The sequence below is a fragment of the Chitinophaga dinghuensis genome (genome assembly GCF_003259435.1).
Lineage (GTDB): Bacteria > Bacteroidota > Bacteroidia > Chitinophagales > Chitinophagaceae > Chitinophaga > Chitinophaga dinghuensis.
Window position 1 is genome coordinate 396,702 of the sequence record NZ_QLMA01000005.1, and the last position, 26,265, is coordinate 422,966.

General features: G+C 44.2%; 26 protein-coding genes. 7 read left to right on the plus strand and 19 right to left on the minus strand.

Features of this window, described 5'->3' with window-relative positions; translation table 11 throughout:
• Position 1: 1 nt before the first annotated feature.
• The 8 genes from CLV59_RS16850 to CLV59_RS16885 form a co-directional block, all read right to left on the minus strand.
• Complete coding sequence (locus CLV59_RS16850) at positions 2–1,315, minus strand: TolC family protein (RefSeq protein WP_170137789.1); 1,314 nt, start codon at positions 1,313–1,315, stop codon at positions 2–4.
• A gap of 246 nt (positions 1,316–1,561) precedes the next feature.
• Positions 1,562–2,011 carry a DoxX family protein gene (locus CLV59_RS16855; protein WP_111593225.1) on the minus strand — a complete coding sequence of 150 codons (450 nt, stop codon included), beginning with the start codon at positions 2,009–2,011 and terminating at the stop codon, positions 1,562–1,564.
• A 23-nt stretch (positions 2,012–2,034) separates the two neighbouring features.
• Positions 2,035–2,766 carry a hemerythrin domain-containing protein gene (locus CLV59_RS16860; RefSeq protein WP_111593226.1) on the minus strand — a complete coding sequence of 244 codons (732 nt, stop codon included), beginning with the start codon at positions 2,764–2,766 and terminating at the stop codon, positions 2,035–2,037.
• Between the two features lie 169 nt (positions 2,767–2,935).
• Positions 2,936–3,757 (minus strand): AraC family transcriptional regulator, encoded by an 822-nt coding sequence (locus CLV59_RS16865; RefSeq protein WP_111593227.1) that lies wholly within the window; start codon positions 3,755–3,757, stop codon positions 2,936–2,938.
• Positions 3,758–3,769: 12 nt separating this feature from the next.
• Positions 3,770–3,970 (minus strand): GDCCVxC domain-containing (seleno)protein, encoded by a 201-nt coding sequence (locus CLV59_RS16870; RefSeq protein ID WP_111593228.1) that lies wholly within the window; start codon positions 3,968–3,970, stop codon positions 3,770–3,772.
• An 18-nt stretch (positions 3,971–3,988) separates the two neighbouring features.
• On the minus strand, positions 3,989–4,588 hold the full coding sequence (gene merTP, locus CLV59_RS16875) for a mercuric transport protein MerTP (RefSeq protein ID WP_111593229.1): 600 nt from the start codon (positions 4,586–4,588) through the stop codon (positions 3,989–3,991).
• Positions 4,585–4,953, minus strand: coding sequence for an ArsR/SmtB family transcription factor (locus tag CLV59_RS16880; protein WP_111593230.1), 369 nt, complete (start codon positions 4,951–4,953; stop codon positions 4,585–4,587). Before CLV59_RS16880 ends, merTP begins: the two co-directional genes overlap by 4 nt.
• 146 nt (positions 4,954–5,099) lie before the next feature.
• Complete coding sequence (locus tag CLV59_RS16885) at positions 5,100–5,543, minus strand: RrF2 family transcriptional regulator (protein WP_111593231.1); 444 nt, start codon at positions 5,541–5,543, stop codon at positions 5,100–5,102.
• 154 nt (positions 5,544–5,697) lie between these two features.
• Between CLV59_RS16885 and CLV59_RS16890 the strand changes: the two genes are divergently transcribed.
• Complete coding sequence (locus tag CLV59_RS16890) at positions 5,698–7,458, plus strand: hypothetical protein (RefSeq protein WP_111593232.1); 1,761 nt, start codon at positions 5,698–5,700, stop codon at positions 7,456–7,458.
• A gap of 80 nt (positions 7,459–7,538) precedes the next feature.
• Here CLV59_RS16890 and CLV59_RS16895 read toward each other — a convergent pair whose 3' ends face one another.
• Complete coding sequence (locus tag CLV59_RS16895; protein WP_111593233.1) at positions 7,539–8,462, minus strand: S1C family serine protease; 924 nt, start codon at positions 8,460–8,462, stop codon at positions 7,539–7,541.
• A 371-nt stretch (positions 8,463–8,833) separates the two neighbouring features.
• A complete protein-coding gene (locus CLV59_RS16900) occupies positions 8,834–9,964 on the minus strand; it encodes an FAD-dependent oxidoreductase (RefSeq protein WP_111593234.1) in 1,131 nt (376 codons plus the stop codon).
• A 91-nt stretch (positions 9,965–10,055) separates the two neighbouring features.
• Between CLV59_RS16900 and CLV59_RS16905 the strand changes: the two genes are divergently transcribed.
• Positions 10,056–11,009, plus strand: a complete 954-nt coding sequence (locus CLV59_RS16905) for a helix-turn-helix transcriptional regulator (RefSeq protein WP_111593235.1) — start codon at positions 10,056–10,058, stop codon at positions 11,007–11,009.
• Between the two features lie 146 nt (positions 11,010–11,155).
• Here the strand turns inward: CLV59_RS16905 and CLV59_RS16910 are convergent, their stop codons facing one another.
• Positions 11,156–12,103: a hypothetical protein gene (locus tag CLV59_RS16910; protein WP_111593236.1), complete on the minus strand. Its 948-nt coding sequence runs from the start codon at positions 12,101–12,103 to the stop codon at positions 11,156–11,158.
• Positions 12,104–12,508: 405 nt separating this feature from the next.
• On the opposite strand from CLV59_RS16910, the gene CLV59_RS16915 reads away from it, so the two are divergent.
• On the plus strand, positions 12,509–13,222 hold the full coding sequence (locus CLV59_RS16915) for a 2OG-Fe(II) oxygenase (RefSeq protein WP_111593237.1): 714 nt from the start codon (positions 12,509–12,511) through the stop codon (positions 13,220–13,222).
• A gap of 45 nt (positions 13,223–13,267) precedes the next feature.
• Here the strand turns inward: CLV59_RS16915 and CLV59_RS16920 are convergent, their stop codons facing one another.
• Positions 13,268–14,152 carry an AraC family transcriptional regulator gene (locus tag CLV59_RS16920; RefSeq protein ID WP_111593238.1) on the minus strand — a complete coding sequence of 295 codons (885 nt, stop codon included), beginning with the start codon at positions 14,150–14,152 and terminating at the stop codon, positions 13,268–13,270.
• A gap of 227 nt (positions 14,153–14,379) precedes the next feature.
• Between CLV59_RS16920 and CLV59_RS16925 the strand changes: the two genes are divergently transcribed.
• The 4 genes from CLV59_RS16925 to CLV59_RS16940 all read left to right on the plus strand — a co-directional run bounded on the left by CLV59_RS16925 (position 14,380) and on the right by CLV59_RS16940 (position 19,063).
• Positions 14,380–15,297, plus strand: a complete 918-nt coding sequence (locus CLV59_RS16925) for a dihydrodipicolinate synthase family protein (RefSeq protein ID WP_111593239.1) — start codon at positions 14,380–14,382, stop codon at positions 15,295–15,297.
• Between the two features lie 3 nt (positions 15,298–15,300).
• Entirely contained in the window at positions 15,301–16,743 is a 1,443-nt protein-coding gene (locus tag CLV59_RS16930) for an aldehyde dehydrogenase (NADP(+)) (protein ID WP_262511902.1), read from the plus strand.
• A gap of 63 nt (positions 16,744–16,806) precedes the next feature.
• Positions 16,807–17,808 carry a 4-hydroxyproline epimerase gene (locus CLV59_RS16935; RefSeq protein ID WP_111593241.1) on the plus strand — a complete coding sequence of 334 codons (1,002 nt, stop codon included), beginning with the start codon at positions 16,807–16,809 and terminating at the stop codon, positions 17,806–17,808.
• Positions 17,809–17,815: 7 nt separating this feature from the next.
• The gene (locus CLV59_RS16940; protein WP_111593242.1) at positions 17,816–19,063 is read left to right on the plus strand and encodes an NAD(P)/FAD-dependent oxidoreductase; all 1,248 of its coding nucleotides are present in this window, start codon (positions 17,816–17,818) and stop codon (positions 19,061–19,063) included.
• An 88-nt stretch (positions 19,064–19,151) separates the two neighbouring features.
• On the opposite strand, the gene CLV59_RS16945 is transcribed toward CLV59_RS16940, so the two are convergent.
• The 7 genes from CLV59_RS16945 to CLV59_RS16975 all read right to left on the minus strand — a co-directional run bounded on the left by CLV59_RS16945 (position 19,152) and on the right by CLV59_RS16975 (position 26,180).
• Positions 19,152–19,847 (minus strand): LytR/AlgR family response regulator transcription factor, encoded by a 696-nt coding sequence (locus tag CLV59_RS16945; RefSeq protein WP_111593243.1) that lies wholly within the window; start codon positions 19,845–19,847, stop codon positions 19,152–19,154.
• On the minus strand, positions 19,847–20,971 hold the full coding sequence (locus tag CLV59_RS16950; protein ID WP_111593244.1) for a sensor histidine kinase: 1,125 nt from the start codon (positions 20,969–20,971) through the stop codon (positions 19,847–19,849). The genes CLV59_RS16945 and CLV59_RS16950 overlap by 1 nt, the downstream gene beginning before the upstream one ends.
• Before the next feature lie 13 nt (positions 20,972–20,984).
• Entirely contained in the window at positions 20,985–22,016 is a 1,032-nt protein-coding gene (locus CLV59_RS16955) for a S41 family peptidase (RefSeq protein ID WP_111593245.1), read from the minus strand.
• A gap of 158 nt (positions 22,017–22,174) precedes the next feature.
• A complete protein-coding gene (locus CLV59_RS16960) occupies positions 22,175–22,957 on the minus strand; it encodes a class I SAM-dependent methyltransferase (RefSeq protein ID WP_111593246.1) in 783 nt (260 codons plus the stop codon).
• Between the two features lie 70 nt (positions 22,958–23,027).
• Positions 23,028–24,614, minus strand: coding sequence for a hypothetical protein (locus tag CLV59_RS16965; RefSeq protein ID WP_111593247.1), 1,587 nt, complete (start codon positions 24,612–24,614; stop codon positions 23,028–23,030).
• Positions 24,595–25,599 (minus strand): FecR family protein, encoded by a 1,005-nt coding sequence (locus tag CLV59_RS16970; protein WP_111593248.1) that lies wholly within the window; start codon positions 25,597–25,599, stop codon positions 24,595–24,597. Before CLV59_RS16970 ends, CLV59_RS16965 begins: the two co-directional genes overlap by 20 nt.
• A 23-nt stretch (positions 25,600–25,622) precedes the next feature.
• Positions 25,623–26,180, minus strand: coding sequence for an RNA polymerase sigma-70 factor (locus tag CLV59_RS16975; protein ID WP_111593249.1), 558 nt, complete (start codon positions 26,178–26,180; stop codon positions 25,623–25,625).
• Between the last annotated feature and the right edge of the window lie 85 nt (positions 26,181–26,265).

Below are 26,265 nucleotides of genomic sequence, written 5' to 3' on the forward strand. Positions count from 1 at the left end.
GCTACTTAACCTGGTTTAAGAATAAATTCAGATCGCCACTGACTGCTGCCTTATACAACAACGCTTTCCACACCGCCATATACGCTGTTTTATTTTCAGTGGCTGCCTGCACCAATGCATACTGTGCCTGCATCAGATCGGCGAAATTTGCTAAACCCGACTGATAGCGGGATTGCATCGCCTTATAAGAAAAACTGGCCGATTCAAAAAACAACGGGGTTTCTTTAGATATCATGATAGCTGTATGCAATGTTGTATCTGCCAGTTCATTTTGTTTTCTTACCTGCAAAGCAATCTCATTCAATTTTTCCTCGTTGGACCTGATCAGCAAATCCTGTTGCTGCACCTGAGACCTGATCTTCGCAAATTGTAAAATAGGAATGCTGAGCTGCAAGCCTACTCCATAGTTATATCTTTGAAAAGCCAGTCCCTCCACAGATTTCACATTACCATTATAATCAATGCCTGATCCTCTTGCATAAGCGGTTCCCCACATTCCCAGGGTAGGCATCGTTGTTTTACTTAGCACTTTCTTGCGAGCTTTGCTTAATTCAATACTGGAGGTATACAAGGAAAGTATTGGATTCCTCGCCGAATCAGCAGGGATATACATTTCAGGTAGCCTTAAAAAATAAGTGGAATCTGTCAATACAGGGATATTATCAGATGCCAGTAATTGCGACAATGTAATAATGGTTTGTTCTCTGTATTTGCGACTATTCAGTAAGTCCACTCTTGCCCTGGACATTTCCGCTTTGAGCAAAGCAGTATCTACTCCAGGTTTGATGCCACTGGTTACCAATGTTTTTGCGACAGATAAATTAGCATTGGTGCGTAGCACGTTTTCTTCATATACCTTCTCCAATTCCATTGCAGTGAGCATATCCAGGTAGGCATTGATCACTTTTATTTTATGCTGAAAGATTTCATTGCCTGCGTCAGCACGTGCAAATTGCAATCCCACCAAGGAAAAATCTACCTGAGACGCTCGTTGTCCGAAGGTGATGGGTTGCCAGTTTAAGAGGAGACTGGTAGCGCTGCCAAAAATACCATCATAATGATTGCTGGTAGATGGTGGCCCACTGATAGGTATCAGCATTGGCGGATATGCCATGCCTGTTATATTATTATAGGTGGCGAAGTTCACCTGATAAGCTGCATCCAGAGAGGGTATCAAAGTATTCTTACTTGTATTGATGGCCTTTTGTGCCGCACTAACCTCCCAGGCTTTGGATTTCAGTAATGGATAATTATGCTCTGCCAATTGCAACAACTCCTGTAATGATGCACCCCTGGAAGATTGTGAGAATGTCATCTCCCGAAACATCAACAGGCAGACAAAACATAAAAATAGCCTCAACGGCATACGGTACATATTTGATTGTTTAAGGTTCATCAAACTGCAGGGGAAAGGATAGACTATCTATTAAACATCGGAAATGAATTCCTTGTTCGTCCCTATCATAGCGGTTCTCAGGGCAAAGATTGAAAATTAACCTGCCGATTTATGGTATATTTGAAAATATTATGGTATTAATATAAAATTAAGAAGAAGGGCGCATCATCTCAGTCGACCAAACGTTCGCTTTCTTTTCATCCGCGCTATACGGCTATCTATAGATGGTTTTCCCGGCCCGTTTATCAACAGGAATATCAGGAGAACCGTCATTGCGAAATCTGTACGGTATTCATGCGCAAATGCCCAAAATCCTTTCTGGTCGAATATCGGCACCTTGGTGGTGATGAATGCCACCACCATCACTATTAGTAATGGAATAGTGGCCAGTCGGCCCAACAATCCGATAATCAGCAGCAGCCCACAGATTATTTCAAAAGAGGCCGTAAAGTAGGCCCAAAATACCGGCTGCGGAAAACCGATCTTTTCAAATCGTCCGGGCCCCATATCACCCGGTAGCAGGAACTTCTGTATTCCTTCAGATAAGAATACCAGACCTGGGATCAGACGGATCAATAAATAGGAATATCCTATTGGCTGGTTATTGCTTCTCATATATAAACGGTTTGAAACGTACTTCATAATTTAGGCGTAAACTGCGCCAAATCATAAATTCCCAGTTGCTGCTCCACCTTAGCCACCTTCTCTACAAATATTTCAAATCCACCTTCACCGAACAGCTGGTGTTCCCGTTTTTCAAAATCTTCACCCAGGCTATCAAACTCATGTTTACTGACTATTCCACGCAAGGCTGGAAACAACACGGTATCCTCCCTGGCTTCATGAGGGCGGTACATATGGATAAAAGAGGTTAGCAGACTGTTTAGTTTCTGCTGGTCGCTGGCTGATGCCAGTTGTGGCTGTTTGCCTAGCAGTAGTATTTGATCTGTGATAATGCGGCCCTGTTGATGTTGTGTTTTCAAAACGGCCACGAGGTCGGTGAGTTGATGGGCCTTTTCAAAACGAGGAAAGAGAAAATCCTCCTCTTGTTTTTCGTGATATTCTTCAATAAAATTGCGGATGATACTGGCGGAATCCGTAAGAAATTGTGGATTTATTTGCTCATTGGAAGCCAACATTTGTAGGAAATGGTCGTACACCAGCAATACCCGGTTCAAAATACCGTGCTCACGCATGAGATCTTCCGGTGGACTTATTTCATCTTCGTCTTTTTCTTTGTCCTTACAGCCCGGTAAAAGTCCGATACCCAACACACCAGATACAACCGTTATTTTCAGTCCGTTTTCTATGAAATTTCGGCGACTGTGGCGGGATACAGAACCCTGCTCACCGTTGATATGCGTATTCATAGCATCGTTACTTTTACTGGTGAATCATAAAAGAGCGGAAGAATGCCATTCTATACCTATCTGTCAAGCTGATCAATTAACTTATCTGGAAGACCAAATCGAAATATCTATATTACAAATTTCATACTATTCTTTGGTTTTCAATGGTATAATTGAAAATTTTATGATATTAAACTGTTTTGCGGAATGAGAGCGGAGTCTGTCCCGTTTTGCGTTTGAAATACTTCACAAAATGAGAGGGATCATTGAAATCCAGGGAAAAGGATATTTCTGCAATGGTGTTGGCTGTATACAGGAGCAATCGTTTGGCTTCGCTGATAATATACTCGGACAAAACGTCTTCGGAAGACTGATTCACTGCTTTACGACAAGCGGCATTTAAATTCTGGGGAGAGGTCCGGAGTAACTCCGCATAATAGTGTACTTTATTCTTCACCATTTGCTCTGCACTGAGCAGAGAGAGAAAGGACTGATACAGGTTAGATGAGATCTCCACATGTCCGGCAACGGTCTTTACATTTCCCAACACATGTGCCAGTAATGCTTTCAACAGACCTTCTACCATTGGAAAGGAATAGGCGCCCTCTTTATGTGCAGCTGCTGTCAGCAAAGTAAAAAGCGTATGTGTAGTAGCATCATCTTTTGGGTAGACACAGGTTTCCCGGCTAAGTTGTGTAAAAAGAGATTTCAATTCATTGTCCAGGCTCTTCTCTATAAAAGCCTTCTTTATGATAATCACAAATCCATCTGGCTCTGTGTCCAGTTCCCAGTAATGCACCTGGTCCTTTCGAATGAAATACATGACAGGCGGCGTTACCTGGAACTTACGGGAATCAATATAGTGGTAACCGGTACCTTGTGAGAGGTACAAAATTTCAAAGTAATTGTTGTGCTTATGAGGCGTTGTTTTACGAATCTCTTTTCTGAAAGGCGCGATCTTGATGGACTTTCCCGAATCACTTTTATCTTTTACTTGTAGGCCAGTTACCATAAACAGATTTTTTTAACAGCAGCAATTCCCTTCTTGCATCGGCGGACATTTCACCGTGCCATAGCTACAATATACGCAGCAGTCGCCCGTTTCAGGACGCAGCCTTGCATGACAACTTTCACATTCATAAAAATACTGACAAGCATCCGTAGGCATGATTTCCTCTTTCTGATACTGGCAATTCGGACAAGTAATGATTGATTTCAATTCCATAATAAGCAATTTTATCACTTAACGGGCCACTTGGTACCCAGTTTCATCTTCAATAATAGCAGCCATCTGGTTGAATGATATGAGCGTGCTATCAAATTTCACCACAGCGATCCCTTTGGCATAATTGGTATTCGCCTCTAATACGCCTTTCTGTTGCCGCAACGCATTATTTACATGGCCTTCACAGGCTTCGCAGCTCATACCGGATATATGCAGCGTTGTTTGCTGAATAGTTGGTATGTTTTCGGCCATCTTCTCCTTTGCTGGTATTTGTGGATGAAAGTAAGACTCATAATAAGGAAAAGCGGAGAGTAAGAGCGATATGGCCGCCACTATCCAGAGGAATGCTTTTGATTGCATCCAGCTTTTCTTTGCCGGCTCACAGCCGCAGTCATCTTTGGATTGCGGTTTATATGCCTGATAAAATGCAAATCCCAGGACTAACACCGTTGCTGCCAACATATACGGCCGAAGAGGCGCAGCCCAGCCAAAAGCAGCTACGGCGCCACCTGCGCCACCCAGGATAGCCAGCAGCGGCACAATACAACACAAAGAGGAGGTGAGCGCCAATAACAGTCCTGATCCCAGTAGTACCTTATTATTCTTTCCTTTCATCATATGGCTTCTAGCTGATTGATAATTTTAAAAAACGAGCGCAGTAATTTCAAATGGGCAGGTCTGATCGAATAGAAAATAGTTTGCCCTTCTTTACGGGAGCTCACGATATTACCATCTTTCAGTTTTCGCAGATGTTGCGAAATAGCAGGAATGCTCATGCCCAGGATATCGCTCAGATCACAGGGACAGAGCTCCTTTTCCGCTTCCAGGAGATACAGGATTTTCAACCGCACCTCATTTCCTGCCAGGGACAGAACGGCCGACAGTTGAGCAAACGCCGACTCATTCTTCGCCACCTTTTGCCTGCAATCATTTATCTGTACCGGGTTTGCCTCTCCACGTATACATACATTTCCCCCACTCATGGTTGTTCTTATTTTTAATAAAATTATATACATTTTTGTATTTAAGCAAATACTTAAATACAAAAAACAGAAAGTGTGCAAGATATTTGGAATGAGACTTAGAAAAACAGAGATGGTACGGTGAGACACCTGTCTCCCGAAATAATTTATTTCTTACCCAGCTTCAGGAACATACCACCGTTATTGGTATCATCTGCGAGATCCTGGATAGTTTTGTCTTCAAACAATCGTAACAGTTTCTTCTTGATTTCTTTATAATCGTGATGCATGGGGCAAGGACTCGTATTAGAACATTTTTTCAGTCCCAATACACATTTTTCCAGCACCTCCCCTTCGTTCATCGCATCCAGAATGGCTCGGACAGGCTTTTTCCGGCATTTAGGAGACATATAAAAACCGCCATTGGGGCCAGAAACCGACTGGATCACCTGATCATCCTTCCGCAATGCCTGTAAAATTTTAGCAGTAAAAGAAACAGGCGCATCTATGCCACGGGCAATTTCATCAATCCGGCATTTACGCTCCTCGGTCGTATGCTGCGCAATATATATAGTAGCCCGTAATGCGTATTCTGTCGCCTTTGAAAACATGCAGTTTATTTTGAACGACTAAATTACAAGAAATGCTCATTCCAGGAACCTAATTGTTAAAAATTACCAATTAAAAATAATTCAGGACAAATTTGTCCTGAATAGATATATTTGCGGCATGAAACCACTTTAGAGAAGAAAATAAAATAGTTTTATGCATACCTTTCATATCCCTGTAATGGGATTGGCCTATACCATAGATAGTCCGATCAAAGTAGCGCGTTTTGGCATTTCGTCTGTTATTTCCATTGTGGAAGACAGGCTCGTGGAAATGATGAGAAAGCATTATTACCCCAGCATTCACCGGGAGTATACGCCTATTTCCATTCATGAAACAGACTACCGGGAAAAGAGGATCACGGATTACCTGAACCTTGTCAATACGATTGTGCAAGCGCAGGTGGAAAAGCTCAGGAAAGCAGCTTTTGAGAAAGGATCTGAGATAGTTAAATATTTTGAAATGCTGCCGGAAGACGCTGTTGTAAAGCAGTTGTACCGGAAAATGCTCCAGGCCACCAATACAACAGAGCAGCAAGACCTTCAGGCCATCCTGCGTACGAAAATCAAACCCGGCGCCATTGATGTAAATATCATGACAAAAACGGTAGATCCTATCACGGCATTGAAAGGATATGCCAACAGCGATCTGACTGATTCATCGGTGGTATTCTCTGCGGGTATGGACCCCAGGTTATATAATTATCTGGAAGGGTGTACCCAGTTCGATGCAGATGCAGCAGGCATTTTCAGGAAAAAGATCATCGTAAAAGTGAGCGATTACCGCTCCGCTCTTATACAGGGAAAATACCTCGCGAAGAAAGGTATCTGGGTAAGCGAATTCAGAATTGAATCCGGGCTGAATTGCGGCGGACATGCATTTGCTACGGATGGCTATTTGCTGGGGCCTATCCTGGAGGAATTTAAAAATAATAAGCCGGATTTAATTACCTCCTTGTTTGAATTGTATAAAGCGGCCATATTACGAAAAAGTGGTCGGGAGATAGCAGTCGCTCCGCCCCTCAGATACTCCGTGCAGGGTGGCATTGGCACTTGCGAAGAAGACACCTTCCTCCGCCATCAATATGATATGGACAGTACAGGATGGGGCACTCCTTTTCTCCTGGTACCAGAAGCTACCACGGTAGATGAAACTACGCTGCAACAATTATGTGCCGCCACAGAGAAAGAAGTGGTGCTTAGTAACAGCTCTCCACTGGGCGCCCGCTTCCATTACCTGAAAGGCACCAGCGCCGAAAACGAACGATTAGCACGCGTTGCCAAAGGGAAGCCTGGAAGTCCCTGTACAGAAAAACACCTCACCTTCAACACTGAATTTACTGCTGAACCTATCTGTACGGCTTCTGTCAAATACCAGCAGTTGAAGATCGCGCAATTAAAATCACTTGGCCTGCCGGAAGAAGCATATAAAAGACAGTTGGAGAATGTACTGGAGAAAGAATGTTTATGCGTAGGTCTCAGCAACGCCGCCGCCATACTATATGATCAGCCATTCGTGAAAACAATGCATACCGTTACGGTTTGTCCCGGACCTAACATTGTGCATTTTTCCAAAGTGGTATCGCTGCAAACCATGACGGATCATATTTACGGCCGCACTAATATTCTTCCGTATGACAACAGGCCACATGTATTTATCGCGGAACTGCGCTTGTATGTAGCCTACCTGAAAGAGCAACTGGAACTCGACTTTCTGACAGGACAATTATCAAAAAGGATGAAATATTTTACTGCTTTCTTCCAAAACCTACAGGATGGTATCCGCTATTATCAGCAACAGGCGGACATAATCACCACCGCCAAAGATAAGCTGCTAGCTCAGTTGCAGCAAGCGCTTACAACACTGGAAGCAATGCATACTCAATATTTGGAGGAACCTGTTCCCTGCCAGCAGTAATACGGTACTGACCTCCCATTAAAAACAGGAAAAGGCCGGAGTACGCTCCGACCTTTCCTACCCGCTATGATCTGCGGATCTTATTTCTCAGATGGTGTGATTCTTAATTCCTGCTTTTGGTTGCCTCTGATGATTTGCGTAAAATAGAAAGATCCGATTTTATCTTCCGTCAGCATTTTAAAAAGCTCGTCGGAAGTCTGTACCATTTTATCACTGAATGATAAAAGGATGTCGCCGGATTGAAGTCCTGCTTTATCTGCCGGACTACCTTTTTCTACTTGCGTTACAAAGAGAGCGCTTTTATTGGCCAGATGGTGGATGGATCTGAGTTTGGGTACCAGTTCTATTTGCTGTAAAACCAGGCCCAGATAAGCTCTTCTGACTTTCCCAAACTTCATTAACTGGTAAGCAATTTCTTTGGCGGTGTTAATACTGATCGCGAAGCATAAATTCTGTGCCCCTTGAATCATGGCAGTATTCACGCCAATTACTTCTCCAGCGGCATTTATCAACGGACCTCCGGAGTTACCAGGATTCAGTGCCGCATCTGTTTGTATCATGCTATCCATCAAATTTCCGGCTTCACTTCGGAGGGAACGTCCGAGTGCGCTGACAATGCCATGCGTCACCGTATGTTGAAATCCCATAGGGTTACCGATAGCGATCACTAATTCACCGATCTTTAATTGAGCGGAATCGCCCAAAATGGCCGGGGTGAAGTCGTTTGCAGATATTTTCAGGATGGCCAGATCATTGGAGGGGTCCTCTCCTATCAAAGCGGCTTCATGTAATTCGCCGTCATGCAAGGCTACCCGAAGTCGCTTCGCACCGTGTACTACATGACTATTGGTGAACAGGTATCCATCTGATGAAAATAAAAACCCGGAGCCAGTACCTGTAACGCCTTCCTTCCCATTTACTGCTCCTACCCGTTCAATCTTAACGACGGAACTTTTGACTTTGTCAATCGCTCCCATTATTGTTTCCGAAAATAAATCAGTCATAATTCAGCTCCTTATTATGGTTAATAATTGCAGCCTAAAAATGTCAATACCTGATATATCGTTTTAGTACCTCCGCTTATCTATTCTACGCGCTTACTGAATAGGACAGTCACATACCTGGAACAATAGCTTCCAGTCATATCTGTAATATTCCGTAAATGCGATGAATGTGATGTAGGTAGGCGGATGGCCGTTTTAATAATAAATACTTGTTCTGTCAGCTATTGACATTATTGCCACATCTATATGGATGCACGAAAAATATACCGATCGGTTTTTACCAGAAAATCATGTCAAAATATCAGGTATCCTAACCCCCTTTTGTCCCAAAACGGGCACATTTTGTCAGCGTTTGTCTATTCAGCCTGAAGTTATTGCATGAACTTCAGGAAGGAGAAATCTGAGGAGCGCATTTCCAGTTCATTTTCACAAGAAGCTTGCTGCGCCGCAGTAGCGTAGCGGAACATCTGTTGCTCATAATCGGCAATGGCAGCTTCCAGCGTTTGGAACCTTCCACTGGTAAGATTCTCCGATAATATCAGCGCATCCTTCAATCCCGTATTAACACCCTGACCAGCAAAAGGCGGCATAAGATGTGCGGCATCCCCAATCAATGTAATAGGCAATGGACGATTGGTTTTCCAGGGTTCATCCATGGAAACTTTCCGGATGGGTAGTCCCACAAAAAAATCAGTTCCATGAAACAGCGCTTTATATGCTGGATGCCATTCGGCCATTCGTTCGGACAAATAGGACGCTACAGCTGCTGGTTGCCAGAAATCGACCGGCACGTCATCCATCCATTCTGCAGGCCGCTGAAAAATGATTCCATAGGCTAAGGCGCCGTTATTATCTGGGTTAGCCACGAACAAATTACCTCCGTATGCGGCCATGAGTATATCGCCGTCACAGAGTTGGAGGAAAGCAGGGCAGGTATTAACAGGATCATAGACTTCGCCCTGAATGATAAAGCTACCTGTTGTGGTTACCGCAGCATCTGTCACATAAGGTCTTACCCTGGACATGCCCCCGTTAGCGCCGACGATGAAATCGGCCGTAACATCGGGTTGTCCTTCAAAATGGAGTACCCATTGGTGGCCATCTTGTTCCAGTCCGGTAAATTTATGATCCCAGATCACGGTGTCCTTTGCTAAACTTTCCAGCAGCATTTTACGCAGGTTGTTCCTGCTAATTTCTGGATTATCATACTGATTGGCAGAGGTAGGTTTTCTCGTTAAATGAATGGCGCCCTCCTGATCGGCGAAGCGCCTTCCCATTGGCTTGGCGAGCGCATAATAACGCTCCAGCAATCCTGCCCGCTGCATGGCCTGCTGCCCGGAGTCTTTATATAAATCGAGCGTGCCGCCCCAGATCCTCGCTGCAGGGTCCTGGTCTCTTTCATAGATGGTCACATCAACGCCGTGCTGCTGTAGTAATCGTCCCATCGTCAGGCCTACAGGACCTCCTCCAATAATGGCAACTTTCTTATTGTGTAGTAACATGATTTCGTATTTGAGTACATCACAAAATTCCAACACAATTCTGAGACAAAATACCTACATTAGCCCTGAAAATAGTCGTAAAAGACATTTCATGCAATCTACTACACCACGCATACTGACCCATCTGGCCAAACTGATGGGCACTAAAGTGAAAGCAGGCAAACTGACCATCCCCAAAAAATACGGTCAGGGATACTTTGCCGGATTCATTTTTAATCCCAGCATCCGCATGATGTTGTTCAACTATCAATTGCACAAAAGCATCACCATTGAAAATCCGGAATTCGAGCAGGATGCCAGCAGGATGATTCTGTTTAAATTTCAACACGTTTTTCCTCACCATACGAGTACCCAACATCCCTTTCAGCGAATGCCCTCTGTGCTAATAGGCACCAGCAGAGTAAAGACAGATGCAGTAATACCAATAGGTACCAGTACTGCCGCCATCAATATTGAAATGGATGCAGATTACCTGAAAGCCATACTGACACCTTCCGGGCCATCATCTGTCGTGCAAGGACTCCTGGAGAATATGCAGCCACTGTTTTTTGAACAGATGATATACCCTGCGATGCAACAGATTGTAGATGAAATAATAAACGTGCCGGTAGAAGATGTCTTCCAGCTTTTCTTCTTAAGAGTAAAGGCAGAAGAGTTGGTATGCAGATTATTAATAGAACTGGAAAAGCGCGAGGAGCAACAGTTATATCCTGTAAACACGCACGATATCAAAAGTATTTACAAAATTAAGGAAAGCATCCTGCTACAGTTGGATACTCCACCGGTCATCAACGATTTAGCAGCAGTGGCCAATATGAGTCCCACTAAACTGAAACGCTTATTCAAGCAGGTATTCGGCGACAGTATATTTAGTTATTACCAGGCCTTCAGAATGAAAGAAGCCGCCCGTTTGTTGAAAGAAGAAAACCTAACGGTATCGGATGTAGGATATAGATTAGGTTTCATCAATCTTAGTCATTTCTCCAGGGTGTTTATGGAACATATTGGCATGAAACCAAAGCAGTATAGCAAAAGCGGTATTTAGGGAGACGAGGATTCAATAAAATGAAAGGCTCCTTGTATCACCGACTGGCACGTATCTCCCGATATCCTTTTCTGGTGGCTATTAAGCACATAAAGCCTTGCAGCCATGCTGCAAGGCTTTATTGCCCGAATCCGTTTCCTGCGCTATCAATAATAAATATCTACGATACCATTAGGCGTACCTGGCGTTACCACGTTGGCATGTTGGCCACAATCGGTAACAGCATTGGCTACTGTCCATGATAACGGCGCCTGTGAGCCGCCTACTCTCAGGTCAATACCACTGAGTCTTGTACTGGTGGTATTAGGATAATTGGAGCAGGTTTGCACCCCATATGCTTCCAGCGATTCCGCAGCCCAATATAAAGTAGGGATGTTATTTACGGTAAGCGTAATGGAAGGATAACCGTTAAAAGCGGATGTGTAGTTACCTTTAGTACCGGTGCTATTAAGACTGAGCAGCGTCATCACACCTTGTAAATTGGTACCAGGACTCACAGGTATCAAGCTGCTATAAACGGCATTGTTACCAACATACCAGTTAGCAATAGCCCAATAAGCGCCACCACCGGCAGCGGAAGGGCCCCATTGCAGTACTGGCTGCAGAATGTGATCGGAGTTTTGTATACCGTTGAAGAGGAAGATCGTCTGTCCGGAATTCACTGCTGGTGCAGGAGGTACGGTCCAGTTAGTATTGAAATAATTGATGGCGGAAGAGGTACTGTTACTCCAGTAGGTGTAGGTAATCCAGCCGGAACCCAGCGGGAGAACGCCTTTACCTTTAGCATTGTCTGGATAGAATGGCGTTTGTCTTGCATTTTGTTCAAGCGCGCCATAATCCTCCAGCACCTTACCATTGCGATCGTACCTGCGAAGGCGGTTACCTTCTCCACTCAGGTATTCGCCTGTTTCGATATGATGTACTTGCGACTGGGGTACCCAGCCTACAGGCGTTAATGCCTGTCCTTTGTGATCAATTGTTTGCTGGCTGGTGGCAGGTGTCACTGTATTATCGGCTGTGCTGCGTTGGTCTTTCTTGCAGGCAGAAAATATCAAAGCGCTCAACAGAAACGAGTAGATGATGTATTTGCTCATAAATAGGGGTTTGGGTTAAGAATTGTGAGAAAAGCGGAAACGGATAGTTTGGGCTAACGCTAAAGTAAGATAAGCCACTGCGAACAGTAAGAAAGCGGTATAACATCTCTTACATAATACAGTAAAGGCTTGTAAGTCAAAACCTACAAGCCTTTACTTTTTTTATTAAGTGCCGTATTAGTTCACTTTAACTGGCAGTTTTTTAAAAAAATATTTTACCTCGCCCATGGCCGTTCTGAAGCATCGCATAACAATCGGTTTTTTGAGAAATAGTTTTGTTTAGTGAGACACGCGTCTCCCGTAACAATACTTACCTACCAAGCGCCACATTTATATAAACCGCAATTTTCGGATTTTCCACCCCAACACATGCAGCTACCTTTACAGCAGTAAATATCATTTTTTATGGAAAATTTAGTCACACGATTAGCGGATAAAGACTGGCAGGCTATTACAAAGGAATTACATGATAAAGGCTTTGTCATTGTCAGAGATGTATTAACCAAAGAGGAATGCGATGAACTAATCAGCGCATACAATGCAGATAATACCTACCGCAAAACTATTCGTATGGAACGATATCGTTTTGGTCAGGGAGAATATAAGTATTTCCGTTATCCCTTACCGGAAATTATTACCACCTTGCGGCAGAACGTATATACGAAAATAGCGCCAGTAGCAAATCAGTGGATGCAGGAGTTGAACATCAACCATCAATTCCCGGCAACGCACAACGAGATGAAACAACTTTGCTGGGATAACGGACAGGAAAAGCCAACAGTGCTTATTCTAAAATATGGCGAAGGAGGCTTTAATACCTTACATCAGGATTTATATGGCGAAATTTACTTCCCGATGCAGATGGTATTTATGCTGGATCAGATAGATGAAGATTATACTGGCGGCGAGTTTGTATTAACAGAACAAATTCCTCGTGCGCAATCTAAGGCCAATGTATTAAAGCCCAATCGTGGCGACATGGTCATCTTCACTACTAATTTCCGCCCGGAGAAAGGAACAAAAGGATACTACCGCGTAAACATGAAGCATGGCGTTAGTCCCCTCCACGATGGCAACAGACATAGCCTTGGTATCATTTTTCATGATGCACTTAGCTGATAACGGCATCATCCATCAACAAAGAAGTATCCCTCAGGCAAATGTTTAGTTTGTTTCCACGTTATGAAAATAGCTGTTTAAATATTGGCTGGGCGATTTGCCAGTGACCGTTTTAAACACTCGGTTAAAATTGGTGATGCTATTGAATCCACAGGTATAGGCAACAGTAGCAATATTATCATAATTCCCATCTGTAAGTTTTTTACAGGCTTCATTGATTCTCACCTCGTTCAGAAAAGATACAAAAGTGTGTAAGGTATGTTTCTTAAAGAAGCGGCAGAAAGCATGCGGCGTCATGTGTACCTGACTGGCTGCATCTTCCAGGGTGATGGCCTTGTCATAATGTTGCATGATATAATTATAGATATTTCCGATACGGATTCCATCATGATCGCTCACGGTAGCTTTTCTGTTGCCGGAAGCGAGTGGGGTAATATCCGGGCAGCCTGATAATAACCGTAGCAATTCCACGAAATGCATTAGCTGTTCCACTCCTGCACTGCTACTGATACGCAGCATTTGTCCGGATATTACCGTATTTAGTATCGCCGGCACTTTGAAGCCGGTTTGCCTTTGCTGCACAAAATTCTTTAACTGCTTGATTTCCGGGAGATTGAAAAAGGCAGACAGGGCGCCTTCCGGATTAAAGAAGATCACCAGGGCTATAATCTTTTTGCGGCTTCTCGGTAGAAAATAGGACGGATCACTTTTAAAGATATGTGGCTGATTGGCTCCTAGCCAGAAAATTTCATTAGAGCGAAAGGTATGCATATTATTATCTGCCACCAGTGTGCCTTCCCCCTGTTGAATCCAGGTGAGCTGCACTTCCTGATGCCGGTGCAGATGCGGATAAAAGTAAGGCAGTACATCTTTCTGTACAACTATGGATTTATCTATCGGTACAGGTACGGTAAACTGTAGAACTTTCATAATTTCAATGGTTATGCGTGTAGGGAGACACGGATGCACTGCCTACATTTATTACAAATTTTGACAGAATTTGAAGTAATATCGTAATAAACAGGTTAATAAATGGCTACTTCCGGCAAATTTTATCTCATAATGGCAAAACTGGTTAATATCAGGTTACAATTGATTACTATCTGGTAGGTGGACTGAAGGTGATTGGAATACTTTTGAAAAAAAACATATTGCCAATGTCGTCTATTGAATGGAAAGGGATATTTCCTGCTATCACAACGAAATTTACTGCTGCAGATGAGCTGGATCTGCCATTGTTTGAGCGTAATCTGCAAGCGCAACTGGCAGCAGGGATTGATGGTATCGTCCTCGGCGGATCTCTGGGGGAAGCCAGCACGCTCACCACAGCGGAAAAAGAAACACTGACAAAATTCACCGTAGAAAAAGTAGCAGGTAAAATACCTGTCGTTTTGAATATCGCGGAAGGCTCCACCAAGGAGGCGATCAAACAGGCGAATCTGGCCCAGGAATGGGGCGCTCAGGGATTGATGCTGCTCCCTCCTATGCGTTACAAAACAGATGAACAGGAAACGGCTATCTGGTTCAAGACCATCGCCGCCGCCACCAGTTTGCCAATCATGGTGTATAACAACCCTGTTGATTACAAAATCGAAGTAACCCTTGATATCTTCGCACAACTCCAGGAATTTCCAAACATACAGGCAGTGAAAGAATCCACCCGCGACGTTTCCAACGTAACCCGTTTGGTCAACCGTTTCGGTGATCGCTTTAAGATCCTCTGTGGCGTAGATACCCTGGCACTGGAAGAACTGATGCTCGGCGCTCATGGCTGGGTAGGCGGTTTGGTAGCGGCTTTCCCTGCAGAAACAGTAGCGGTATACCGACTGGCAAAAGCCGGCAGGATGAAAGAGGCACTGGAAATTTATCGTTGGTTCCTCCCATTGCTGGAACTGGACCTACATCCAAAGTTGGTACAATATATCAAACTCGCAGAAGCCGCCACCGGCCTTGGTAGCGAACATGTGAGAGCGCCACGGTTAACGCTGACAGGCGCTGAAAGAGAGAAAGTATTACATGTAATTCATACGGCGCTGGCCCAGCGTCCTGCCTTACCGGATTATCTCTCTTTGTAATCAATTCAAAATAACAGCCGCATGAATGTAAATCAAATAATGCAGCAGGCATCACAGGCCTTCGAAGCATACAAACGGATAAAACCCGTACAGCGAGCTGCTTTCCTCGAAACTATCGCCACAGAAATAGCGGCAAGGAAAGAGATACTGGTACAGATAGCGGGAGAAGAAACCAATCTCCCGGCAGCGCGCCTGAACGGCGAAGTTGGTCGTACTACCCATCAATTGTCCTTGTTTGCTCAGTTAATCAAAGAAGGCAGCTGGGTAGAAGCAGTTATAGACACTAAGCCCAATATCCGCCGCATGTTGATGCCGGTAGGTCCGGTAGTGGTTTTTGGAGCGAGCAATTTTCCGTTTGCCTTCTCTACTGCCGGCGGGGATACAGCCAGTGCGCTTGCTGCCGGCGCTACAGTAGTGATTAAAGGGCATCCTGCGCATCCGCGGACCTCCATGCTGGTATTTGAGGCTATCCAGGCAGCGATCGCTCAAACGGGCATGCCTCCCTTCACCGTGCAGCATGTAACCGGCGACTATCAAATCGGGCAGGAACTGGTGATGCACCCATGCACCACCAGCGTAGGCTTTACCGGTTCTTTTCAAGGAGGCAAAGCGCTGGTTGCTTACGCCGCTCAACGCGAAACCCCTATTCCTGTATTTGCTGAAATGGGCAGCGTAAACCCGGTAGTATTTCTGCCGGAAGCGTTGCAGACAAGAGCAACCGAACTCGCAGCCACCTTCGCTACCTCTATCACACTGGGGGCAGGTCAATTTTGTACCAACCCAGGATTACTGATTGGCTTGCAAAGTGAGGCGTTTACGCAATTCCAGGAGTTGCTGGGCGCTGCCCTGGAGCAAACATCGCCACAGCGCATGTTGCATCCGGGTATACACCAGTCCTTTCTGAAAGGGCGCAGCGCCATGCTGGCCCAGGAAGAAGTGACCTTACTGGAACATCCTGCCATGATAGCGGATGAAGCATTGGTAGGACCTTCCCTCGCGAATACCACAGGAGCGGCATTTCTGGCGAATCCGGCATTGAAAGAAGAAGTGTTTGGTCCATATGCTTTACTCGTAGCTTGTAAAGACAAAGCAGAGTTATTGCAAGTACTGAAAAGTGTGAAAGGCCAACTTACCACCAGTATAATGGCGACTCCGGCAGATCTGGCTTCCTGGCAGGAAGTAGTGGAATTGCAGATATCCCTCGCTGGCCGTATCATCCTGAACAATCCGCCCACAGGCGTAGAAGTATGCGCAGCAATGATACATGGCGGTCCCTATCCCGCTACTACGGATGCACGTTATACTTCCGTTGGTACAGGGGCGATTCGTCGCTGGGTTAGACCTGTATGCTTTCAAAACTTCGATGATACCTTATTGCCGGATGAATTAAAACAAGATAATCCTTGTGGCATATGGCGTTTAGTAGATAATACGTTTTCCAGATAGCTGGTATGCAATACCAGATCCACCCATCTCATTCCATGTTTTAATGACTGAAAAACAGACCCAGTGAAAAACACTTTTTTTTGTATAGATGCACATACCTGCGGCAATCCGGTAAGAGTAGTAGCAGGAGGTGCTCCTGCTCTGGAAGGAAATAATATGAGCGAAAAGCGTAACTATTTTCTCCACCACTACGACTGGATTCGCAAGGGGCTGATGTTTGAGCCCCGAGGCCATGATATGATGAGTGGCAGCATGCTATACCCTCCTCATGATCCCGCCAACGATGTAGCCGTATTGTTCATTGAAACCAGCGGCTGCCTGCCGATGTGTGGTCATGGTACCATAGGCACTATTACCATCGCTATTGAAGAAGGCCTTATACAACCTAAAACGCCGGGCATCGTAAGAATGGAAGCCCCGGCTGGCCTGGTAGAAATCAGCTATAAGCAGGAAGGGAATAAAGTAAAAAGCGTGAAACTGACCAATGTCGCTTCCTACCTGGCTGCCACCGATATTGAGGTGGAGTGTCCGGAGCTGGGCATGTTAAAAGTAGACGTGTCTTACGGTGGTAATTTTTATGCCATCGTGGATGTACAGGAAAATTTCCCTGGCATGGAACACTTTACAGCATCTCAACTCATCGGATGGGCCAGGGAATTACGGAAACGCATCAACGAAAAAAACACTTTCGTGCATCCTGATAATCCGCATATCAATGGTTGTTCCCATGTATTATGGACAGGCGCCGTATTGGATAAAACGTCCACTGCCCGTAATGCGGTATTCTACGGCGATAAAGCGATAGATCGCTCTCCATGCGGCACTGGTACTTCTGCCCGTATGGCGCAATGGTATGCGAAAGGGAAACTGAAAAAAGGAGATGAATTCATTCACGAAAGCATCATCGGTTCCCGCTTTATCGGCAGAATTGAAGAAGAAACTACTGTAGGCGGTATACCCGCTATCCGTCCAAGCATTGAAGGATGGGCCAGAGTATATGGATACAACACCATTTCAATTGATCCGGAAGATGATCCATATGCTTATGGATTACAGGTAATATAAACTGACTATGAAAGTAATCATTATTGGAGGCGGTATCATTGGACTTAGTAGCGCGATCTATCTGCAACAGGCAGGCTGCCAGGTTACAGTAGTAGACCGTTCAGATATGCTACAGGGCTGTTCCTACGGCAATGCAGGATATATCTGCCCCAGTCACTTTGTGCCACTGGCGACGCCTGGCATTGTTCGACAGGGACTGAAATGGATGATGAATGCCAAAAGTCCATTCTACGTGAAGCCTTCGCTCAACAAGGACCTGCTGAAATGGGGCTGGACATTCATGAAAAGCGCCACCCGCAGCCATGTAGAGCGCTCCGCCCTCCCCTTGAGAGATATTGCCTTACTCAGTAAACAACTGTATGAGGAATGGGCAAAATTACCAGGCATGGACTTTTCCTATGAACCGATTGGTATGATGGAGCTTTTCAAAACAGAAGAGAATGCGCATCATGCCGTACAAACAGTAGCGGAAGCCACCGCATTAGGCATTGAAGCCAGGATACTCGGAAAAGAGGAACTACAGCAGATGGAACCCGGCGTTACCATTGATGCAGCAGGCGCCGTTTTCTTTCCAGGCGATTCACAGCTGTATCCCAATCAGCTGATGCAAAATCTATTGACTTACCTGGAGATAAAAGGCGTTCAGTTTATCCGTCACCGTGAGATAACTGATTTTATAAAAACAGGCAATAAAATAACAGGCGTAAAAGCATCTGGCAGCGTGATAGATGCGGATCATGTGGTATTGGCCGCTGGCGTATGGAGTACGCCCCTTGCGCGGCAGTTTGGAATCAATATACCTATGGTTGGCGGACGAGGCTATTCGATCACGTTTGAAGACACGCCTTATAAATTGCATCATTCGGTTATTCTCAGTGAAGCGAGAGTGGCTATCTCCCCAATGAATGGTAATAAAATCCGCTTTGGTGGCACAATGGAAATAACCCCATTGAATACGCCCCCACGTATGCAAAGAGTACAGGGAATTGTAGAATCGGTGAAACAGTATTTCCCCACGTATGATATTCCTTTACCGCCAGCAGAAAAAGTATGGTATGGTTATCGTCCATGCAGCGCGGATGGATTGCCGTATATAGGTAACGTGTCTCGTTATACTAACGTCACCGTTGCTACAGGTCATTCTATGCTGGGTATCAGTCTGGGTGCAGCTACCGGAAAGCTGGTAGCAGAACTCGTGACGAATGTACCTACATCAATGGATCTGCGGCCTTTCAACCCCGAACGTTTTTGTTAACAACAAATTATTAATGCCAACTCCCGGAGAGCTGGGTTGTACACAACAGCACCCGGAAATTTGGGGGCCTTTGCGCCCCCATTCTTATCTAATTAATAAGCTTGCTATTGATCAGGCTAATCACCTGTTCTTTGTAGGTGGGCCCGATGGGTACCAGGTTACCGTTGGATAATACCACAGCGCCTCCTTTCAGGCCGGTGATATGCTTAATGGATACGATACTGGATTTCTGAATACGGCAGAAATCTCTGCATGCCAGGCGAGACTCCAGGTCTTTCAGGTTCAGGAGCGTCAGTGTTTTCACATTGCCATGATAGATGGTCACATAATTCTTGGCGCCCTCGATCTGAATGATATCCGCGATATTTATTTTTTCCAGGTGCCCTTTCATGCCTGTCTTCACAAAAAAATGGTCAGCATCCTGTGGATTATTCTGTTCCTGCAATTTTTGTATGGCCTGCTGGAAACGCTCGTAGCGGATGGGCTTCACCAGATAGTCTACCACATTCAGATTAAAAGCATCTACCGCATAGTGGGTGTAGGCAGTGGTAAAAATGATGGCTGTCTTTCCTTTACTAAAGGCGGCAATTTCCATTCCTGTCAGCGATGGCATTTCTATATCACTCAGGATTAAGTCAATCTCCTGCTGCATACAATATTGAATCGCTTCCCGACTATCAGAAAAAGTGGCAAGTAACTGGAGTGATGGCGTCATGGCTATATAATATTTCAGGACGTCAATGGCAGCAGGTTCATCATCAATAACAATCACTTTAATCGCCATTATTTTATGGGAATTGTAAGTTTAATAAGATAAGTGTCCGCAGTATCTTCAATAAGCAGTTGATAGTTACTATCGTAAGTCATTTGCAGTCTGCCCTTCATATTTGAAATACCTAATTTTGTAGACGGAATGCCCGTATTACGGAGCTTCTTCTGGTTTTCGCAGCTAAAATTCAGTTGCTCCGATGTCAGCTGTAATTTGATACGAATGGGTTGATGCGGATTAGTGGCATCGCCATGTTTTACTGCATTCTCCACCACTGTGATTAAAGCAAAAGGCATAATCCTTGCGCCATCTGCTCTTCCGGACTTTTCAAAACTGGTATAAAAGCGATTCCCGAAACGGAGGGAATTCATTTGCAGGAATTTCTCTATATATGCTACTTCATCCTGCAGCAATACCATGCCATCTCCGAATTCGTGAGATCTGTCGAAGGCATACTTCATTATTTCAGAAAGTGTCAGAATACCCTCTGACAGCTCATTTGAATGAGGAAGCGATTTAGAATATAAATAGTTCAGGGAGTTGAATAAAAAATGAGGATTGACCTGGGACTTTAATAATTCAAACTCTGCATCTTTTTTACCCAGCTCCAGTTTGGTATTCTCCAGCTCTAATTTTTTGTTTTTTTCCTTCACATCATTTGACACCGCTACTTTAACTACCAATACTGTCAGGACAGCGAGGATTCCCAGTCCCAGTAAGGCATCTGATAAAAATGCAGTGGGGTTCTTAAACAGCAGATAATAGGATTCAGGATAGAAAAAATAATTGATTCCCTGATCGATGATCAGGTATAATGTCAACAGCGGCAGCAAAGCGATGAAATAGGTAAGTAATTTTGCTTTGCGAATAGATAGCTGATAGTATAGGTTGAAGGTCACATAGCACAGGAATGCTACTGTAAAAAGCGATATAAACTGCTGTAGAATATACTCCCAGCTGAACAGCCAATTGAGAAACCGAAGCCGCAGCTCCGGATTCTCAATATTCATATTCCTGTAATATGTTTTAACGTTGAGTATTGCCAGCAATACCGCCATGCAGGCAGCCAGTTTCCAATATGGAATTCGTTGTGGCCTGAACAGCATTTTTAAAGAATAATTTGCTTCTTTCTCTGGCATACGTACTCATTATTTATTTCTTAGCTGCCAACCACTTGATGGCGGCTTGCACACTTTTATCATTATTCAGTTGTTCAAAATCGGCCCCTTCTCCAATCGTCTCATCCGGGACTACATCTGTCATATACCTCCTTCCTATTCCATCTTCTGCCCAGGCGGTCGACAAACTTATGACAAGATCTTTTCTTAAAAAAATAGTTTCGTTACCTGTTATCTGGCCTCTGGTCGGGCTTCCAAAGAAACGGGTATTGGGGAGACTTTTAAGCGCTATGGCAGTATGCTCGCCGGCGCTGGTGGTAAAACCGCTGATCAGCACTGCTACCTTCACCTTACCTTTGGGTACTTTGCCCAGATTCATACGGGTAATCTGTGTGGTATCATAGAACAAGTTTCCTTTTTTGAAGACAATATTCTCCCTGGATTTATCTCCTTTAACAAAGGAAAAGCACATTCCATCCTGGAATAAGGAGGCCAGCCCCCCGATGATGGCCGGCGTACTGCCGCCAGTGTTCAGGCGTAAATCTATGATGATACCTTTCGGATGCATATTTTGGAGCTTGTATAGCGAGTCGGAAAGACGTTGGGCCAACAGGGTGATCTCTTTAAATACCTGTTGCATGTCTTCTGTGTGTTGAATCAAAGCCTCCGGAACGGCAATATATCCATATCCTCCATCCAGTATGGCGGTGTGTAAGTCGCCATACCCCTTCTGATAAGCCTCCTTCATTTCTTTGGTGACTTTACTTCTTACCAATGCGTAAGTATCCGGATTACCATAGCCTTTCCCTTTATAGGACATGCCACTATGCACATCTTTCATTTCTTGCATTAACAAGGCAAAAGCAGGGAAAATGGATGATATACTGTCTGCCGGAGCGGCATTGAATTGGGCGTATACCTTGGGAGTGATCGTATCCCAGTTGACATTAGCGGCAAAGATGGATTTCTCTTTTACCAGTGTGAATACAGAATCAAACAATGCCTTTTGTGCATATAAGGCGGAGCTACTCATAAAAAGCAGTGCACAGAAAAATAGTTTACGCATACTTCAGTTTAATTGAAGGTCTAAACTAATGCGAGGGGCTATCATGTACAATTCCTTTACACCAAATCAGGTATTAGCTATACGAAAAATGAACTCTTGCAATAAAAAACAGCCCTTCTTTTTACGGAAGGGCTGTTGCACTATACTTTCAGACCCGGTTATAAAGACTTACAGGCTGTTACAAAATAGTCAAGACAATCCTCCTGGAGTTCCTGGATATGAAAATCATTGAAACGGATGTTGGCGGTGGTATCTTCTATCTTCTTCAATAACAGTAACCGATTCAGGTTATTCAATAATGTATAGGGTACCCTTAACATAAAGGCGGGTAATCTATGTTGCAGGTTGAAGATGTCATATTTGGTGAAGGATTCCACACTTTTTTTATTTTCATGGTAGTAATCCATCACCATCTGATTTCCGTGAATTCCTTGTACCGTATAGTGATCAAATCGACTGGCCACTAATGCGCACATTTCATGAGGCAAATATTCTCTTTCATGAAATGGATTCCTGGTAAGGGATGTACGCTTATTGGGTGTGGTCATAAATAATTTACCACCAGGCTTCAGTACCCTCTTAATTTCATCCAGTAAACCACCGTCATTTTTGATATGCTCTATCACCTGAAAACAGATCACCGTATCAAATGAATTATCAGCGATCCCTGATAAATCGGGCAGATTGCATTGAAGGAAAGAGGCGTTGTCGGCAAAGACGTGATCTGCCGGTCTTTTCTTATCTACAGCCAGGTATTGTTGCGCATACGGCGCAATCATTTCCATGCCATAGCCTTCTCCACAGCCAAGTTCCAGGATATTCAATCCGGTTAGTCGGTTTACAAGTATATGTTTATAGGCAAACACATGACGTTGAAAAACATAATTATTAATGAAGGAGGAGTTGTTGGTCCGTTCTGCGGTTTTCAGTAATGCGATCATTATTAAGTAGAATAATAGTAAAGGAATTAGGTCAATTACCTTACTACTACACTTAATAAAATAAATACCCTTATCGTCGTTTTAAAAAATTTATGTTATAGTATACGCCTAGCTGAAAACCTATCCAGTATTGATTATGCTGGGCGCCGCCGAGGTCATAATTATTTCCAATGACATATGGCGGTTGGATGGGACGCAGGTATTGTTTTAAAGCCTCATCGCTCATACCGGGAGGATGCACATTGCCATCAACATAATAGGTAGTACGCATCAGGCAATAAGCAATTCCGAACTGCAGACTCCATTTATCATTCAGTTGCTTTTCTGCGGCGAGTCCGATTCTGGAAATTTTTGCTGTTGCCCGCTTTTGTACTCCTGCCGTATCATAGGTCTTTTCCAAGCCACCAGTGGTTCCTGTAAGATGCATACGCCAGTCATCCGATAAACCCACGGAAATACCTGCCCCATATCGAAGGCCAGACGCTTTCATATTTGTGCTCCAGGATACAATCCCATACAGGAAACGGAAACCGCCCTGAATGGTTGGGTTGAAATAAAAAGTTTCATCTGCAGATACGCCTGCCTTAATTACAGGACTAAATAATGGTCTGGAACCGCCCTCCTTGCTTATTCCATTACGCTGTAAGCCTGACAACCGAATGGTAGGAAGATGTATATTCGAAAGGCCATTCCAGGTAGATTGAATAAAGGAGATACGCTTTCGTGTATCCGTTGACGTTGTAACGCCAGTTGCTTTTGATAAGGTGATGGTAGTCGTCTGCGAAGTGGACGCTGGCGGAGTTCCCTCCTCTTTCACATGATCCTTCGTAGTATCCTCCTGGTGGCCGCCAAAGGAGAAGGATAATCCATGCCATTCGGGCCACTGGAGGGAGAAAGCCGGGCGTATATCCATATACGTTAACCTGCGATAGGTGGAGTCCGAAATAATACCGTTTAGATGAAATTCCGGGAAACGTATATTTCTAAAGGAGAGAAAAGAAGCGTCGATGTATTCAGCGGTATCCTGATTGCGTTTCGCTGACAATAAGTTTCGGGATCTTACGCTATCAGGTTTATGGAATAGTGTATCAATTTTCATTTTGAGTGATGCTTGTATAGTATCAGATGTAGGTGGTACACGACTTTCAGCAGTATCGGTTAAGATGAGCGGTTTGCTAAGTACTCCACTGTCTTTGGGGTTTGCTAATGGTTTTACCGTGGCTCGCTTTTTTGGAGGCAGGGACTTATTCGCCAGTAGCTTAATAGCAGGCGATTTCTTTAATGCGGCTACAGGGGCAGGGGAAGATGACGCATGATGGGGAGGGTTATCTATGAATATAACATGCCCTCCCAACACACTATAATAGATACCTGTTTTCTCACGGATAGCTCCAAGAAGATTTCCCAGCGACAACACCCCTGTTTGTATATGAAGCGTTCTTGATGGCGGGAACTTCCGCGTATTCAGGGAAAACCGGACGCCTGTTTGGCGGGTAATCTGCTGGAATAATGAATCGAACCGGATATTTCCAACTGGCACCACGATCTTCTTTTGCAAGTTAACCGCTGCATGCTGTGCAGCCGCATGCTGGAAAAGTACCAGGAAAATGATCCATATAATTCCTGCTACTCTTTTCTTATTTTTTTCCCATTTCACTGATGTATACGATGTTCTGCTCCTTCCTGCATTCAACATTTAGCGTAATTGAAATAACTTCTAATATATATTCCAGTGGCTTATCCTCAAAGGAACTACTGATAGTGTTGTTCTCGAGTGCTTGATTTCCGAATATGAATTTTACGTTGTAGGCCTTACTTAGTTCGGTGGTCACTTCTTTCAAAGTGGCATTCTCAAAATTGAACACGCGGGTGGCATAGCCCATACTATTGATATTAACAGCATCAGAAAGAGAGAAATGTTGGGAACCAACATTGTAAACACCTTTCTGTCCGGCTTTCACGGTAATGTTATCTGCTCCTCTATACATCAGGATAGCGCCGGTTTTTACAGAAACGGCAATATGATTGGTATCCTGGATAACATTAAAAGAAGTACCCAATACTTTGATGTGGATGTCGCCCACCTGGACTACAAAAGGCTTTTGCGGATCAGCGGTTACATCAAACCAGGCTTGTCCCTGGAGGAGGAGCTCCCGTTTCTTTTCATTGAAATTGGGTGCATATTTCAGCTGAGAGAAACTGTTCAGCACTACCACAGAGTGGTCGGGCAAGGTATCTCTCAGGACATCTGCATTGGTTTGCTTCACCACCTTGCTGATGAGGGTATCAGCCGGCTTTTTATAAAGAAGGAAATAGGCAGATGTCGCGCAAACCAATAGCAACAACCCTGCAGCAATACTTTTATATGGAAATACCTTCCTGATGGGATGCACAGTGGCTATACCCTTCTTGGTTAGCAGGCGTTTGAATTCCTGTACGGCTTCCGTTTTATCCGGAAGTTGATGTCCCTTTCCAGGGGTCATATTTTCCCATAAAGCGGTTATTTCCTGGAACTGACGGCGGTTTTCAGGATCAGCAGCCAGCCATTCATCGATAGCCATAGCCTCTTCCGGAGAAGCTTCGCCCGACAAATATTTGCCCAATAACTCCATATCCATTGGCTGATCGCTACTGATGCTCATTAGTATGTAAAATTATATCCATATTAAAACTTAACGATAAAAAAGCTGGTTATTATCATCATTATTCCCAACAATTTCTGACGCAGGGTTCTCAATGCCTTCCCTATCTGCACTTCCACCGTTTTCACCGACAAACTCAACTCCGCAGCTATTTCCGCATATTTCTTCCCTTCGAATCTGCTTTTTGAAAAAATGAGTCTGCATTGCGGAGGCAGATTCTCAATTTCCCGTAATATCTGATTACTTCTTTCTTTACTGATCAAATCATTACCAGGATCATAAATTGGCTTATCATTCTCTGCAACGTACTTCTCTTTTATCTTCTGATGTCTTTTCATATTCAGACATTGATGATAAACGGCCGTATACAGATACGATTTTACCGACTGCTCCTCATTCAACGCTTCTCTTTTCTCCCATAATTTGAGAAAAACCGCCTGTACAGCATCCTTCGCTTCATCATTATCCCTCAATATCGTATAGGCATAACGGTGCAACACTTCAAAATAAGCGTGAAAATATTGCACAACTACGCCACCATCATGGGTTTGTTCCTGTTTTGCAGCTTTATGTAGATCCAATTTCTAAGCCTGGTTACTGTTATTAACTCGCAAGTTATACAAATAATACACCCCAGTTTGCAAAAACCCTTATACCCTTCCCAAA